This window comes from Brevundimonas sp. FV1ye4L (assembly GCF_058681255.1).
The window spans coordinates 3,031,942-3,047,663 of sequence record NZ_CM178734.1; the positions used below are offsets into that span (position 1 = coordinate 3,031,942).

11 protein-coding genes are annotated in these 15,722 nt (G+C 67.2%); 7 read left to right on the plus strand and 4 right to left on the minus strand.

The window, feature by feature from the left end; genetic code table 11:
* Window positions 1-9: 9 nt before the first annotated feature.
* From ACW17X_RS14585 to ACW17X_RS14610, 6 genes are read left to right on the plus strand one after another with little or no spacing between them, the layout of a single operon-like run.
* Window positions 10-1,827, plus strand: coding sequence for a methyl-accepting chemotaxis protein (locus ACW17X_RS14585; RefSeq protein WP_492098469.1), 1,818 nt, complete (start codon window positions 10-12; stop codon window positions 1,825-1,827).
* Window positions 1,827-2,318 (plus strand): chemotaxis protein CheW, encoded by a 492-nt coding sequence (locus ACW17X_RS14590; RefSeq protein WP_492098471.1) that lies wholly within the window; start codon window positions 1,827-1,829, stop codon window positions 2,316-2,318. Before ACW17X_RS14585 ends, ACW17X_RS14590 begins: the two co-directional genes overlap by 1 nt.
* Before the next feature lie 34 nt (window positions 2,319-2,352).
* The gene (locus ACW17X_RS14595) at window positions 2,353-4,398 is read left to right on the plus strand and encodes a HAMP domain-containing methyl-accepting chemotaxis protein (protein ID WP_492098473.1); all 2,046 of its coding nucleotides are present in this window, start codon (window positions 2,353-2,355) and stop codon (window positions 4,396-4,398) included.
* Window positions 4,398-4,889 (plus strand): chemotaxis protein CheW, encoded by a 492-nt coding sequence (locus ACW17X_RS14600; RefSeq protein ID WP_492098475.1) that lies wholly within the window; start codon window positions 4,398-4,400, stop codon window positions 4,887-4,889. The genes ACW17X_RS14595 and ACW17X_RS14600 overlap by 1 nt, the downstream gene beginning before the upstream one ends.
* A 27-nt stretch (window positions 4,890-4,916) precedes the next feature.
* Window positions 4,917-5,777 carry a CheR family methyltransferase gene (locus ACW17X_RS14605; protein WP_492098477.1) on the plus strand — a complete coding sequence of 287 codons (861 nt, stop codon included), beginning with the start codon at window positions 4,917-4,919 and terminating at the stop codon, window positions 5,775-5,777.
* A gap of 4 nt (window positions 5,778-5,781) precedes the next feature.
* Window positions 5,782-6,858: a protein-glutamate methylesterase/protein-glutamine glutaminase gene (locus ACW17X_RS14610; protein ID WP_492098479.1), complete on the plus strand. Its 1,077-nt coding sequence runs from the start codon at window positions 5,782-5,784 to the stop codon at window positions 6,856-6,858.
* Window positions 6,859-6,904: 46 nt separating this feature from the next.
* Here the strand turns inward: ACW17X_RS14610 and ACW17X_RS14615 are convergent, their stop codons facing one another.
* From ACW17X_RS14615 to ACW17X_RS14630, 4 genes are all read right to left on the minus strand, one after another.
* The gene (locus ACW17X_RS14615) at window positions 6,905-8,683 is read right to left on the minus strand and encodes a hypothetical protein (protein WP_492098480.1); all 1,779 of its coding nucleotides are present in this window, start codon (window positions 8,681-8,683) and stop codon (window positions 6,905-6,907) included.
* Window positions 8,684-8,787: 104 nt separating this feature from the next.
* Window positions 8,788-9,255 carry a hypothetical protein gene (locus tag ACW17X_RS14620; RefSeq protein WP_492098482.1) on the minus strand — a complete coding sequence of 156 codons (468 nt, stop codon included), beginning with the start codon at window positions 9,253-9,255 and terminating at the stop codon, window positions 8,788-8,790.
* 109 nt (window positions 9,256-9,364) lie between these two features.
* On the minus strand, window positions 9,365-10,117 hold the full coding sequence (pdeM, locus tag ACW17X_RS14625) for a ligase-associated DNA damage response endonuclease PdeM (protein ID WP_492098484.1): 753 nt from the start codon (window positions 10,115-10,117) through the stop codon (window positions 9,365-9,367).
* Complete coding sequence (locus ACW17X_RS14630) at window positions 10,114-12,750, minus strand: ligase-associated DNA damage response DEXH box helicase (protein ID WP_492098486.1); 2,637 nt, start codon at window positions 12,748-12,750, stop codon at window positions 10,114-10,116. Before ACW17X_RS14630 ends, pdeM begins: the two co-directional genes overlap by 4 nt.
* A gap of 49 nt (window positions 12,751-12,799) precedes the next feature.
* Here ACW17X_RS14630 and ACW17X_RS14635 point away from each other — a divergent pair, with 49 nt between their 5' ends.
* Window positions 12,800-15,661, plus strand: a complete 2,862-nt coding sequence (locus ACW17X_RS14635) for an ATP-dependent DNA helicase (RefSeq protein WP_492098488.1) — start codon at window positions 12,800-12,802, stop codon at window positions 15,659-15,661.
* Window positions 15,662-15,722: the final 61 nt, after the last annotated feature.

Sequence of the window (15,722 nt, forward strand, 5' to 3'; positions counted from 1 at the left end):
GGATCGAGTATGCGTTTTACCATTAAGGCCAAATTGGCCGCCGGCTTCGGGATGATGATCGTCCTGCTCGTCGGCATCGCCGGCCTGGGCATCTACAGCCTGGGCAGCCTGAACCAGGCTTTGGACGATGTGATCGCGGGTCCGGCGAAGCGGCTGGAGAACTCCCAGACGGCGAATATTCGCCTGCTGGAATCGATCCGGGCCGAAAAGAACCTGATCCTTTCCTCGACCCCCGAAGAAATGAGCCGCCACGTGGCGACGGGCGAACAGGCCCGCGAAGCCATGGCTGAGCTCGTGGCGGCAGGTGAAGAAAAAGCTTCCGCAAGCGGAAAGCCGGATTGGCAAAGACTGGAAGCTCTATTGTCGCAGATGACGACAATGGAAAGCCGAATGGCTGAACTGGTGCGCGCGGGGCAGAACTCGCAAGCCATCGCGCTCTCCAATGGAGAAGGTCGTGAAGTTGCGACCGAAATGACGGAAATCTTCGACAAGATTGTTACTCGCAACCATGCCGCCATGTCCCAAGCCGTTCAGGACACAGGCAAACAGTACGCCGAAACCCGCAATCTGGTGATCGGTCTGACGCTTGCCGCGCTGGCCATCGCCGTGGCCTTCGCCCTGTGGATCGCCTTGGGCATCAGCACCGGCCTGAGCCGTCTGATGACCGTGGCCGACGCCGTCGCCATCGGCGATCTGGACGAGCGGGTCGAGATCAAGTCGAACGATGAGATCAAGGATCTGGTCAACGCCTTCAACCGCCTGACGGACAATCTGAAGGCCACGGCCACCATGGCGGACGAGATCGCCAACGGCGACCTGACGGTCCAGCCCAAGCCGCTGTCGGACAAGGACACGCTGGGCATTTCGCTTCAGTCCATGGTCGAACGCCTGCGCGGCGTCGTCACCGACGCCCTGTCGGCCGCCGACAATGTCTCGGCGGGCAGCCAGGAGCTGTCGGCCACCTCGGAACAGATGAGCCAGGGCGCGACCGAACAGGCCGCCGCCGCCGAACAGGCCTCGGCCTCGATGGAAGAGATGGCCGCCAACATCAAGCAGAACGCCGACAACGCCGCCCAGACCGAGAAGATCTCGCGTCAGTCGTCCAAGGACGCCGAGGCCAGCGGCGAGGCGGTCAACCGCGCCGTCGAGGCCATGCGCACCATCGCCGACAAGATCGGCATCGTGCAGGAAATCGCCCGCCAGACCGATCTGCTGGCCCTGAACGCGGCGGTCGAGGCCGCCCGCGCCGGGGAACACGGCAAGGGCTTCGCCGTCGTCGCTTCGGAAGTGCGCAAGCTGGCCGAACGCAGCCAGACGGCCGCGGCCGAAATCGGCGCGGTCTCGGGCGACACGGTCAAGGCCGCCCAAGAAGCCGGCGAGATGCTGCAACGCCTGGTGCCGGACATCCGCAAGACCGCCGAACTGGTGTCCGAGATCAGCGCCGCCTGCCGCGAGCAGGACGTCGGCGCGAGCCAGATCAACGAGGCGATCCAACAACTGGACAAGGTTACCCAGCAGAACGCCGGCGCGTCCGAGCAGATGTCGGCCACCTCCGAGGAACTGGCGGCCCAGGCCGAGGAACTCCAGACCTCCATCGCCTTCTTCCGCACTGATACGGCGGGCGCCCGCAGTCGCGCCCCGGCTCGTGCTCCGGCCCGCGCCTCGACCTTCAAGCCTGCCGCCAAGCCGGCCGGCCGCCCGGTCGCCAAGGCTGCGCCCGTCAAGCCGAGCGTTCACGCTCAGCAGGCCCGCGCCAAGGGTTTCGCCCTGGACATGGCTGTCGGCGGCGCCGACGCCGAGGACATGGACTTCCGGGAGAGCGCCTGATGTCGAATGCGGTGGAGGGCCAGTATGTCGCGTTCGGCCTGGGCGATGAGGTCTTCGCCGCCCCGGTCGGGCTGGTGCGGGAAATCCTGACTTACCACCCGCCTTCGCGCGTCCCGAACGGCCCTGACTATCTGCTGGGCCTGACGGATGTGCGGGGCCGGGGCGTGCCGACGGCGGATCTGCGGATCCGCCTGGGCATGGCGCCGACCGAACCGACGCTGAACACCCGCATCCTGGTGTTGGATATCCCGCTGGAGGATCGGACCCTGAGCCTGGGTCTGGTCGCCGACCGGGTGTTCGAGGTGACGGCCTTCACCGCTGACCAGATCGAGCCGTCGCCCGATATCGGCGTCAAATGGCGCTCGGACTATATCTCGGGCGTCGTACGGCGTGACGACGGCTTCGTCGTCCTGATCGACCTGCCCCGACTGCTGTCCAGTACGGACGCCGTCTCCCTGGCGTCCTTCTCCAACATCGACCGAGCGGCCTGACGGTCGTCAGTAGTTTCTCTGAAAGAACAATAAAATGCGTGCAACAATTAAGATGAAACTGGCCGGCGCCTTCGCCGCTGTTCTAGCGATCTCCGTGATTCTCGGGGTTGTTGGCGTCATGAAGATGAGCAGCGTTAACGATCAGTCGACGGTCATCACCGCAAACTGGATGCCGGCTCTTGACGCAATTCACAATGTCAATACGGCAACATCGGATCTGCGCATTCAACAGTATAATCACGTAGCTTCCACCGATTCCGTGCGCATGGCGGCAGTCGAAAAGGAAATCGCCACTACGCTCGATTATATCAAGATCGAACGGGCGAAATATGAATCCCTAGTCGCGTCTGATGAGGAGCAGCGTCTCTACGATCAGTTCGCTGCCAAATACGAAAATTATATGAGAGATAGCGAGCGTATGCTGGCCTTCTCTCGCGCCAATCAGAACGAAGCCGCAATCCAAGCGCTTGAGGCCGTCAAGCCTCTATACGACGACATGTCTGCAGACGCGGTGAAGCTGGTCAAACTCAACGTCGAGGGCGGACAGGCCGCCAGCGCGCAAGGGGACAAGGTATTCGCTGAAGCACGCGCCCTCTTCATTGCCCTGGTCGTCGCAGGTCTCGTGATCGGCATTGTCGCCGCTCTTTGGATCTCGCGGACCGTCACTCTGGGTCTGCGCAAGGTCTCGACGGCGATCGACGCAGTCGCCATCGGCGATCTGGACCACGAGGTGTCCGTGACGACCAACGACGAGATCAAGGATCTAGTCGTGACGGTGAACCGGATGACCGCCAACCTGAAGGCCACGGCCGCCATGGCCGACGAGATTGCCCGGGGTGACCTGAGCGTCCAGCCCAAGGCGTTGTCAGACAAGGACACCCTGGGTCTGTCCCTGCAAGGAATGGTCGGCAATCTGAGGGCCACCGCCGCGATGGCTGATGAGATCGCCAATGGCGACCTTAGCGTTCAGCCCAAGCCCATGTCGGACAAGGACACGCTGGGCATTGCGCTGGAAAGGATGGTCGCAAATCTGAGAACGACAGCCACCATGGCCGACGAGATCGCCAACGGCGACCTGACGGTCCAGCCCAAGCCGCTGTCGGACAAGGACACCCTGGGCATTTCGCTTCAGTCGATGGTCGAACGCCTGCGCGGCGTCGTCACCGACGCCCTGTCGGCCGCCGACAACGTCTCCTCGGGTAGCCAGGAGCTGTCGGCCACCTCGGAACAGATGAGCCAGGGCGCGACTCAGCAGGCCGCCGCCGCCGAACAGGCCTCGGCCTCGATGGAAGAGATGGCCGCCAACATCAAGCAGAACGCCGACAACGCCGCCCAGACCGAGAAGATCTCGCGTCAGTCGTCCAAGGACGCCGAGGCCAGCGGCGAGGCGGTCAACCGCGCGGTGGAGGCCATGCGCACCATCGCCGACAAGATCGGCATCGTGCAGGAGATCGCCCGTCAGACCGATCTGCTGGCGCTGAACGCCGCGGTCGAGGCCGCTCGCGCCGGGGAACATGGCAAGGGCTTCGCCGTCGTCGCCTCGGAAGTGCGCAAGCTGGCCGAACGCAGCCAGACGGCCGCGGCCGAAATCGGCGCGGTCTCGGGCGACACGGTCAAGGCGGCTCAGGAAGCCGGCGAGATGCTGCAACGCCTGGTGCCGGACATCCGCAAGACCGCCGAACTGGTGTCGGAGATCAGCGCCGCCTGCCGCGAGCAGGACGTCGGCGCCAGCCAGATCAACGAGGCCATCCAGCAACTGGACAAGGTGACCCAGCAGAACGCCGGCGCGTCCGAGCAGATGTCGGCCACCTCCGAGGAACTGGCGGCTCAGGCCGAGGAACTCCAGACCTCGATCGCCTTCTTCCGCACCGACGCCGCCGGCGCCCGGGCCTCGGCCCGCGCTCCGGCCCGCGCCTCGACCTTCAAGCCCGCCGCCAAGCCGGCGGCGCGTCCGGTCGCCAAGGCCGCCCCGGCCAAGACGGCGGTTCACGCCCAGCAGGCCCGCGCCAAGGGCTTCGCCCTGGACATGGCTGTCGGCGGCGCGGACGCCGAGGACATGGACTTCCGGGAGAGCGCCTGATGGCTGAAGCCGCCGAGGGCCAGTATGTCACCTTCGGCCTGGGCGACGAGGTCTTCGCCGCTCCGGTCGGACTGGTGCGGGAAATCCTGACCTATCACCCGCCTTCGCGCATCCCGAACGGCCCCGACTATCTGCTGGGCCTGACGGATGTGCGGGGCCGGGGCGTGCCGACGGCGGATCTGAGGATCCGCCTGGGCATGGCGGCGGTCGAACCGACGTTGAACACTCGCATCCTGGTGCTGGACATCCCGCTGGAAGACCGAACCCTGAGCCTGGGCCTGGTTGCCGACCGGGTGTTCGAGGTCACAGTCTTCAGCGCCGACCAGATCGAGCCGTCGCCTGACATCGGCGTCAAATGGCGCTCGGACTATATCTCGGGCGTGGTGCGGCGCGACGACGGCTTCGTCGTCTTGATCGACCTGGCGCGTCTGCTGTCCCGCACTGACGCCGTCTCCCTGGCGTCCTTCTCCGACGTCGAACGCGCGGCCTGACGGTCGTTGAAATCTTCCTGAAAGAGCATGGCCTTGTCACAAGCGGCGCTAGAACAGACCGCCCCGATCATCGATCAGATCAGCGCCCGCAATTTCGAGCGTCTGGCCAGGTACATCTACGATTATAGCGGCATCAAGATGCCCTCGTCGAAGCGCACCATGCTGGAAGGACGGCTGAGGCGTCGTCTGCGTAGCACAGGCCACCCGACCTTCGACGACTACTGCGACTATCTGTTCAAGGAAGACGGGCTCGAGGCCGAGTCCGTCTATCTGATCGACGCGGTGACGACCAACAAGACCGACTTTTTCCGCGAGCCGCGGCACTTCGACTATATGGCCAGCCACGTCCTGCCTGAACTCAAGGCCTCGGGCGTGCGCCGTATCCGCGCCTGGAGCGCCGCCTGTTCGATGGGCGCCGAGCCCTACACCATGGCCATGGTGATGCAGAAGTTCGCCGACGAGCAGGGCGGGCCGGACTACCAGATCCTGGGCACTGACCTGTCGACCGACGTGCTGGAGACGGCGTTGCGCGGCGTCTATCCCAGCGAGATGCTGACGCCGGTGCCCGCCGATATGCGGCGCTGGGTCATGACCGCGCGCGACGGGGCCCGTCGCGAGGGCCGCATCCATCCTTCGTTGCGGGCGAAACTCTCTCTGGCGCGGGTCAATCTGATGGACGAGACCTATTCGGTCGGCGACCCGTTCGACATGATCATGTGCCGGAACGTCATGATCTATTTCGACAAACAGACTCAGGCCAAGGTGCTGAAGCGTCTGTGCGATCGGCTGAAGCCCGGCGGACACCTATTCATCGGCCATTCCGAAAGCATCACCGGTATCGAACTGCCCCTGGTCACTGTGGCCAACACCGTATTCAGAAAGACCTGATCCCATGCCCAAGGTCCGCGTCCTGGTCATCGACGACTCGGCTAGTGTGCGCCAGACCCTGGTCGATGTTCTTTCCGCCGATCCCGGCATCGAGGTCATGGGCGTGGCCTCCGATCCCTTCGTCGCGGCGCGCCGTATCGCCGAGGACGTGCCCGACGTCATCACCCTGGATGTCGAGATGCCGCGCATGGACGGCATCACCTTCCTGCGCAAGCTGATGGCCCAGCGGCCGATCCCCGTGGTCATGTGCTCGTCCTTGACCGAGGCCGGATCCGAGACCTTGATGCAGGCGCTGGAAGCCGGCGCCGTCGATATCATCCTGAAGCCGCGCATCGGTGCGGCGGACCATCTGGCCGAGAGCGCCGATCGAATTCGCGACGTGGTCAAGGCGGCCGCGCGTGCGCGCGTGGGGGCTCGGCGCCCGACGACACGGAGCCTGGATCCGGGCACCAAATTGACCGCCGACGCCATGTTGCCGCCGCCGACGGGCGCCGCCATGGCCCGCACCACCGAAATGGTCGCCTGTCTTGGGGCCTCGACGGGCGGGACCGAGGCGCTGCGCGAGGTGCTGCAGGCCCTGCCGGCCAATGCGCCCGGGATCGTGATCGTCCAGCACATGCCGGCGGGTTTCACCGCCGCCTTTTCAAAGCGGCTCAACACCTTGTGCGAGGTTGAGGTGAAGGAGGCCCAACACGGCGACCCCGTCCTGCGGGGGCACGTCCTGATCGCACCGGGCGACAAACATATGCTGCTGGAACGCCACGGCGCCCGCTATCAGGTGGCGATCAAGGATGGACCGCCCGTGTCGCGCCACCGCCCCTCCGTCGATGTGCTGTTCCGCTCAGCCGCCCGTGCGGCCGGCAAAAACGCCATGGGCGTGATCATGACGGGCATGGGCGACGACGGCGCCCGCGGTCTGCTGGAGCTGAAGGAGGCCGGCGCCACGACGGTGGCGCAGGACGAGGCGAGCTCGATCGTCTTCGGCATGCCCAAGGAAGCCATTGCGCGCGGCGCCGCCCAGAAGGTGATGGCGCTGGAGCATATCGCCCGCGAGATTATGGCCGTCGATCGGTCCAGATAGACTGGATCGACGCCTGCGACACGTGCGTATCGCAGGCGTCTTCTTTTCAGAACAGCAGGTCGTCGAATTCGTCGGCAGCCTCGGCGGGCTCGACTGGCGCGTCCACCGTGGCGTCATCCTGCTGGGCTTCGATTCGGTCGGCCTCGCTGAAGACGGCGTGAGCCGCGTGGATGGTCCGCTCACGCGCCATGGTGTAGCAGCGGCCGATCTCGGTCAGGGCGGCGTCCACCACCCCGGCGATATCTGTCAGGTCATCGACGACCGGTCCGGCCGCCTCGGCCAGAGCGACAGCGGCGGCATGCAGGGCGTCGCCCAGATCCTCTTTGAGGCCCAACTGGTCGGCGGCCTGGGCCAGAGACCGTGCGGTCTCCTCACCCTGAGCGCCCAGCCCGGCCAGGTCCTTTTCCACCACGTCGGCCGCGCGGCGCAGATCCTCGTGCACGCGATTGAGGCGGCCCGCGTCGAGTTGGGCGCCTTCGGGTTCGTCTTCCGAAACACTGTGCGCCAGTTCGGCCAGGGACTTTAGAGAACCCAGCGTCTGGTCTGCGGCGTCTTCCAGATGGCTGGCGTGGCTGCTCAATTCGATGGCGATGACGCTGAGCGGCTTGCCGATCTCGCCCAGCCGGTTGCAGCGTAGGCTGCTGTTGATCGCCATCTGCTGGATGTCGCGCTTGACCTTCTGGATGGCGTCGACCCGACGCGCCAGGGCCTCGACAGACGAGACGGTCTCGCCGCTGATCCGCTGAGCATTGGTCATCGCCGCCGTGACGTCATCGACCAACAGACCGGCGCGACCGAGGCTGACTTCGAGGTCCCGAAGGTCGCCTCCGTCGTCGGAGAGGCCGTGTATGACCATCAACTGGGTCGTGTCCTTGGCCATGCCCGCCAGGTTCTGCGTCACCTTGGCGGCCTCGGCCTCGAAGTCTGTGGCGATGTCCGCCATCTGGTCGGCGACCATGTGCAGCAGCCGGCGTTCAGCACGGTCACGGGCCTCGGGGGATAGATCCGCCTCGGCGACGGTGCGGGCCGACACCTGAATGCCGAGTTGAACGTGCTCGATCCGCTGGCGGGTGATGTCGCCGATCTGTAGCGCCATCAAGGCCTTGCCGACCTTCATCTGTATGTCCCGCGCGATGGCGGCGACCGACGCGGCGACCTCGGCGATGCGGGCGTGGTGGACGCGCAGGGTCTCGGCGTCGACCGCCAGCTTGTCCGGCACTGCGGGGATCAGCTGCTTGTACTTGCCGCCCAGGCCCTGTTCGAAGGTCAGGGCGCCGTCGAGCTGATTGCGAAGGCGCGTCAGTTCGTCGGCCAGTTCGTCGAGTTGGGTGACGCCGAAGTCCAACTGCTGACACATGCGGTCGGCGAAGCCGGCGAATTCGTCCGCTCCGCGGATGGTCGAGCCGGCTGTGATCTTCACGTTCAGGGCGAAGGCGCGCAGATAGCGCAGCGTCGTGCGCATCGTGTCGATGTCGGTGTCCAGCGAGGCGCTGGCGGTTTTCAGCTGATCCAGATGGGCGACGCGGCGCTTCTGAGATTGCGGCAGGGCGCTGAGGCCCGATGCGGTTGAAAGCAGGTCGTTGCTGGTCCGGGAAACCGAGTCGACGTTCAGCGTCAGGCCCAGCCGGTCAAGCGCCTCGATCAAGCCGCCGATCATCTCCAGCGAGCCGGCCAACTGTTGTCCGGCGTGGGAGAAGCGAGTCTCGACCCGCGCGCGGGCCGTTTCAAGCTGGTCCGTGACGTCCGGGGCGACAATGGGCCCCGGGGCGGAGGTCGCGAAACTCCCGCCGGGGAAAGGGTCGATATGTTGCGCTTCCGCCTGCATGAACGGTCTCGTTCTGAGAGTCATGGCGTCAACTTAGCCGCGACATGAAAACCTTCGGTAAACGACGAGAAGAAACGGTCGTACCTCGGGACAAGGTCAATGGGTCAGGTCCGCCGAACGCGCGCGGGCGACGCGGGCTTTTGAACAGCCGAGGTTTGTGCTCGACGACGACGGTTAATGGCCGACGCCTGAGCAAGCGTGAGGTTCGGGTGGCGCCGTGCGGCATGACGCACCTGTTCGACAAACCCGGGCAGCCAGGCGGCCACGGCTCCGCCGGCTCCGGCGAGGAAATCCCCCACCGAGACGCTGCGGCCTGTGAAGAACTGCAACCCTTCGGCGGCGAGGGCGGCGGCTATGGCGAAGACGACCAGATCATCGCGGCGGCGGCTCGGCGAGATCAGGAACAGGCCGACCGTCATGCCGTAGAAGGCGAGGGCGTGGGCGGCCTTGTCGTTCAAGCCGAACGCCTGCTCCAGGCCCTGAAAGGGGCCGAGCATCAAAACGGCCATGCCTGTCGCGGCGAAAACGAACAGCAGGCGAGCGGCGAGGATGATGCGGCGCGACGTGAGCATGGAGGAGGGCGTCCAGGACGGTGATGACGCCATCCTGCACAGGCCGCCCCAAGATGCGGTGAAGCGATATGCTGAACCGTTTACGAACGCCGCTGCTGCGTGCTCTGCCTCAGAGCAGGCTGGACCAGGCGATGGCGTGAACCTTGTCGCGACCGAGAACTGCGGCGAGAGGGTCCTTCGGGAACAGTCCCGCAACGGCGGGATCGCGGACGTTGAGCCCGCCGGTGAAGGCCCCGAAGGCGGGCAGGAGCAGCCGTGAGCCGTCGGTGACGAAACAGGGGCGTCGTACGCCGCGACCATAGCCGACCACGCGTGCTGCGGGATGGAGATGGCCCGCCACCTCGCCGTGGCGGTCGTTATCCGCTGTCAGCGCCTCGGGTTCGTGCGTCAGCCGCAGGCCGCCGAGGGTCAGGTCGCCGACGACCCGACCGGGCAGGGCGGATGAGAGGCCGGCCTGGTTCGCCAGGGCTTGGCGGTCGTGATTGCCCTCCAGCCACAGCCAATCTCGTCCGGCGGAGAGCCGGTCTAGTCGGTCTCGGTCTTCGGCGGCCATGCGAGGGATGGCCCGTGTGTCGTGAAAACTGTCGCCCAGGAGCACGATCATCGCTGGCTTCAGATCGGCGATCTCGGCTTCAAGTCGGTCCAGGGTGGCGCGGCTGTCGTAGGGCGGCAGCATCTGGCCGCGCGCGGCGAAGGCCGAGCCCTTCTCAAGGTGCAGATCCGCCGCGATCAGGGCGCGATAGGCCGGAAGCCACAGGGCGCCGGAACAGCGCAGTACGCAGGTCTCGCCCGCGATCTGGACCCGCAACGAACCGCAGGGCTTGCGAGCTGGGGCCAGGGTCTGGCGTAGGGCGGCGTTCATGCCGCGTCCTCATCCATGACTTCGGCGATCAGATGTTCGGCGCTCTCGTCCAGGATCATCTCCGCAGCGTCCCCGCCGACCCGCTCGCGGCCGATCTGGACCAGGACCGGCACGCAGAAGGGCGAGGGCCGCGTCAGGGGCTGGTGCCGGATCCGGCCTTCGATCCGCGCCAGCATCTGGCCCAGCCGCGCCACGTCGAGCAGGCCGGACGCGGCGTCGGCGCGGGCGGTCTTCAGCAACAGATGGTCGGGCTGGTGGCGGCGGAGCACGTCGTAGATCAGGTCGGTGGAGAAGGTCACTTGCCGCCCGGTCTTCTCGGCGCCCGGCTGGCGGCGCTCGATCAAGCCCGAGATCAGGGCGCAATTGCGGAAGGACCGCTTCATCATGAAGCTCTCCTCCAGCCAGGCCTCCAGGTCGTCGCCCAGCATGTCGGATTGGAACAGGGCGTCCAGGTCGATCTGGTCCATCGGCTTGATGGACCAGATCGCCAGGGAATAGTCGGTGACGACGAAACCCAGCGGCCCGACGCCCAGCCGGTCAAGCCGCCGGGTCAGCAGCATGCACAGGGTGGTGTGGGCCAGATTGCCTTCGAACGGGTAGGCGACCAGGAAATGCCGACTGCCGCGCGGAAAGGTCTCGACCAGCATGGATTCGGCGTCGGGAATTGCCGAGCGTTCGGCCTGAAGCTCCAGCCATTCCTGCACGTCGGGCGGCAGGACGCGCCAGTGATCGGGGTCCTGAACCATGGTGCGCACCCGGTCGGCCAGGGAGGTGGACAGGGGAAATTTGGACCCGCCCCAGGACGGGATCTTGGGCTCCTTGTCATTGGCGTGGCTGACCAGGGCGTCGGTCCCGACAATGCCCTGAAACGCCCAGACCTGGCCCGCAAACAGGAAGGTGTCGCCCGGCGTCAGCTGTTCGAAATACCATTCCTCGGCCTCGCCCACCTTGCGACCTGGGACCAACTGGCGCGAGGCCCCGCCGCGACGACCGGCGATCCGTACGTTCAGGGTTCCGGCGGAGACGATAGCGCCGACGTTCATCCGGTGGCGCTGGGCGATGTGCTGGTTGCGCACCTTCCATCGGCCGTCCGGGGTGCGGACGATGCGGGCGAACCGGTCGTAGGTGCGCAGCGCATAGCCGCCGGTGGCGACGAAATCGACCACCTCCTCGAACTGCTCCCAGGTCAGGTCGCGATAGGGGCCGCAGCCGGTGATCTCGTCATACAGGGCCTGGATGTCGAAGGCCTCCGAACAGGCGACGCCCATGATGTGCTGGGCCAGGGTGTCCAGGGTGCCGATATGGATCGGCTCCCAGTCGAAGGCGTTGTCGGCCACCGCCTCGCGCGCCGCCTGGCATTCCAGCATCTCGAACCGGCTGGCGGGGACCAGCAAGGCGCGCGACGGCTCGTCCAGCCGGTGATTGGCGCGGCCGATCCGCTGGACCAGGCGACTGGAGCCCTTGGGCGCCGCCATCTGGATGACCAGGTCGACGTCGCCCCAGTCGATGCCGAGGTCCAGGGTGGAGGTACAGACGACGGCGCGCAGATCGCCGCGCGCCATGGCGGCCTCGATCTTGCGCCTTTGCTCTGCCGCGAGCGAGCCGTGGTGCAGGCCGATGGGCAGATTGTCGTCGTTGATCGCCCAGAGCTGCTGGAAGACGAATTCCGACTGCCAGCGGGTGTTTACGAAGATCAGGGCCAAGCCCGCGCGCTGGATGGCGGCGTAGACCTCCGGGATAGCGTGGCGGCCGGTGTGACCGGCCCAGGGCACCTTGCCCTCGGAGATCAGGACGTCGATGACGGCCGCCGCGCCGGGGTCGCCCTTCACGAGGACGACTTCTTCTCCCCTTGCGGGAGAAGGTGGGCCCGGAGGGCTCGGATGAGGGGTCGGTTCGGCCTCGACGGCGGGCGCCGGTACGTTCGGAAGCAAGCCCTCATCCGTCTCGCTGCGCGAGCCACCTTCTCCCGCAAGGGGAGAAGGGAGTCTCGGGGCCAGCCACCCCCGGATCAGATCCGGGTCTTCGATGGTCGCGCTCAGCCCCACCCGACGCATACCCGGCGAAAACTGCTGTAGCCGCCCTAACCCCAGCGACAGCAGGTCCCCGCGCTTGCCGCTCCAGATGGCGTGGACCTCGTCCAGCACGACGCATTTCAGGTCGGCGAAATAGGACCGCGCCCCTTCCCAGGCGCAGAACAGGGCCAGCTGTTCGGGCGTGGTCAGCAGGATGTCGGGGGGGAAGTCGCGCTGACGCTGGCGCTTGGACTGTTTGGTGTCGCCGGTTCGGGTCTCGACGTGGATGTTCAGCCCAATCTCGCGGATCGGGGTCATCAGATTGCGCTCGACGTCGGTGGTCAGGGCCTTCAGCGGCGACAGATAAAGGGTGTGGACGCCCGACCCCGGTCCCGTCTGCGGCTTGGGGCCGCGTTCCGCCAGGTCGATCAGACTGGGCAGGAAGCCGGCCAACGTCTTGCCCCCGCCTGTCGGCGCGACCAGCAAGGCGTGCGTCCCGGCCTGACCCGCCGCGACCATTTCCAGCTGATGACGCCGGGGCGACCAGCCGCGCGCAGCGAACCAGTCGGCGAACAGCGGTGGAAGCGTTGCGGGAGCGGCGGCGGTCGTCACGAACGGCATATAGCATGTTCCCGTTCCGTTTCAGCCCCGAGGTCGCTATCTATCGGCCGTGTCCGACGAATCCGTCATCGCAGAATCCCGCCTGACCGGCGCCGAGCCTTGGCTCGACCTGCCGCCGGCGCTCGCCACTCCGCCGGGCGCGGGGGCGGTGTGCGACGAGGCGGGGGCGAGGAAGATTGGGCGGGGGGCGGCCGAGGGCTTTTTCACCGGCGGGCCGGTGCTGGTGGCCCACGCGTCGCTGACGGCGCGGCGGCTGGGGCTGACGCCGCCGCCCCGGTCGGATGACTTGATGGATGTGCTGGAGCTGTACGCCTTCGTGCGGCCGGCGCAGTTCTGTGCGCCGTCGCCGACAGGGCTGGCGCTGTCGCTGGGGCTGTCGGAGCCGAAGTCGCCCGAGGCGCAGGCGGCGGTGTTACGCGAGGCGGCGGCTGTACTGCTGCGTGAACTGGCGGCGCCCGCCTATCCGGAACGAGAGGCCGCCTATGTCCTGGCCTTGACCCTGCAACGCGCGGGGTGGGCCTGGGGCGAACGGGTGGTGCAGGCCCTGGAGGCCGGCGGGGTGCGGGCGCGCCAGCATCGCGGCTCGGGGCTGGACGTCTGGAGCCGGCTGACGGAGTGGGAGGACGAGGCGCCGCGTGGCGAGGCAGGGTCTGCCCCGGTGGACAGCGAAAGCGCGCGCATCCGGCTGGCCAAACTGTTGCAGGCTTCGGGGTTGGATGAGACGCGGCCGACCCAGTCCGACTATGCCGCCGAGGCCGCCTTCGCCTTTTCGCCCCGCAACGAGGAGGGGCGGCCGCGCGTGCTGCTGGCCGAGGCGGGCACGGGGACGGGCAAGACCCTGGGCTATCTGGCGCCCGCCTCGCTTTGGGCCGAGCGGAACCAGGGGGCGGCCTGGATCTCGACCTATACGCGGGCTCTGCAACGCCAGATCGACCGCGAGAGCCAGTCGCTGTGGCCCGATCCGGAGGAGCGGCGCAAGAAGACCGTGATCCGCAAGGGGCGTGAGAACTATCTGTGCGTCCTCAATCTTCAGGACATGGTCCAGGCGGCCCAGTTGGGGAACGGCGATCTGATCGGCCTGGCCCTGGCGGGGCGCTGGGCGCTGCACACCCGCGACGGCGACATGACCGGAGGGGATTTCCCGGGCTGGCTGCCCGGTCTGTTCGCCATGCCGCCCGCCCATGCGGCGGGGGCGGCCAATCTGGTGGATCGGCGCGGCGAATGCGTCCACGCCGCCTGTCCTCACTATCGCAGCTGTTTCGTCGAGAAGACCATCCGCGCCAGCCGCCGCGCGGACCTGGTCATCGCCAACCACGCCCTGGTTCTGACCCAGGCCGCGTTCGACGGCGCGCGCTCGGCCCGGGGCCAGAAGCAGGACGGCGAGACGGCGGCCCTGAAGCGCATCGTATTCGACGAGGGTCACCACCTGTTCGACGCCGCGGACAGCGCCTTTTCCGCCTGTCTGTCGGGCCAGGAGGCGGCCGAGCTGCGCCGCTGGATCCGCGGTCCGGAAGGGCGAGGCCGGCGCGGTCGCGGGCTGGAGCAGCGGCTGGGCGACATGGTCGGGGACAATGATGCGGCGCTGAAGGCCTTGCAGGACGCCATTCGCGCTTCGGCGGCGCTGCCGGGCGAGGGTGTGTCGGGTCGGGTCGCTCCGGCGTCCGGCGAGGTGAACCCTATCGGTCCTATCGAGGCCTTCCTGGCTGCGGCCCTGGATCAACTGCGCGCCCGCACCGCCGAGACCAACACCTATGGCGGCGCCGAGTTCGGCATGGAGTGCGCGCTGAAGCCCGTGACCGATCCGGTGGCCGAGACCGCGCGGGCGGCGGCCCAGGCCCTGGCCGCCATCGAGGCGCCCCTGCTGGCCCTGTCGCGGCATCTGGAGGATATTCTGGATGACGAGGCGGCGGAGCTGGACGGGTCGCAGCGGTCGCGGATCGAGGGGGCGCTGCGGGGGCTGGACCGGCGCGCGCGGATGACCTTGCCGGGCTGGCGCTCGATGCTGGCGGCGCTGGAGGACGGCGGGGACGAGCCTGACCCGGACTTCGTCGACTGGCTGTCGGCCGAGACCGCGTTCGGCCGCATCCATGACGTGGCCCTGCGTCGCCACTGGATCGACCCGACCGTGCCGCTGGAGGCGGCGGTGATCGCGCCCGCGCACGGGGTGCTGGTGACCTCGGCGACCCTGTCCGATCCGTTGCAGGAGGACCCGTTCGACCTGGCGCGTCTGCGGACCGGCTCCGCCCGGCTGATCGAGCCGCCGCGCACGCTGAAGGTCGAGAGTCCGTTCGACTATGCGGCCAACAGCCGGGTCATCGTCGTCAACGACCTGGTCAAGGACGACCCGCGCCAGACGGCGGCGGCGATGCGCGAACTGTTTCTGGCCGCCGGGGGCGGGGGACTGGGCCTGTTCACCGCCATTCGACGGTTGAAGGCGGTCTATGAGCGGCTGGGGCCGGACCTGGCCAGGGCAGGGGTGCCGCTGTACGCGCAACACGTGGATCCGCTGGAGGTCGGCGCCCTGGTGGACATGTTCCGCGTGGAGGAGAACGCCTGTCTGCTGGGCACGGACGCGGTGCGGGACGGGGTGGATGTGCCGGGACGGTCCCTGCGCGTGCTGGCCTTCGACCGCGTGCCCTGGCCGCGCCCGGACCTGCTGCACAAGGCGCGGCGCGAACGGCTGGGCGGACAGTTCTCGCAAGGCAAGGGATACGACGACGCCCTGGCCCGCGCCCGCATCGCCCAGGCCTTCGGGCGACTGATCCGGCGCGGCGACGACAAGGGGGTGTTCCTGATGCTGGACGCCGCCACCCCGACGCGCCTGTTCGCCAGCCTGCCGCCGGGGACCGAGGTCCAGCGGATGGGCCTGGCCGATGCGGTGGAGACGGTACGCACCTTCCTGGCGGACTGAACATCGTCGTCGCGGCGACGTTCCTGACGCTAGCGAGCAAGCCTTCGCTTCGACTAAGAAG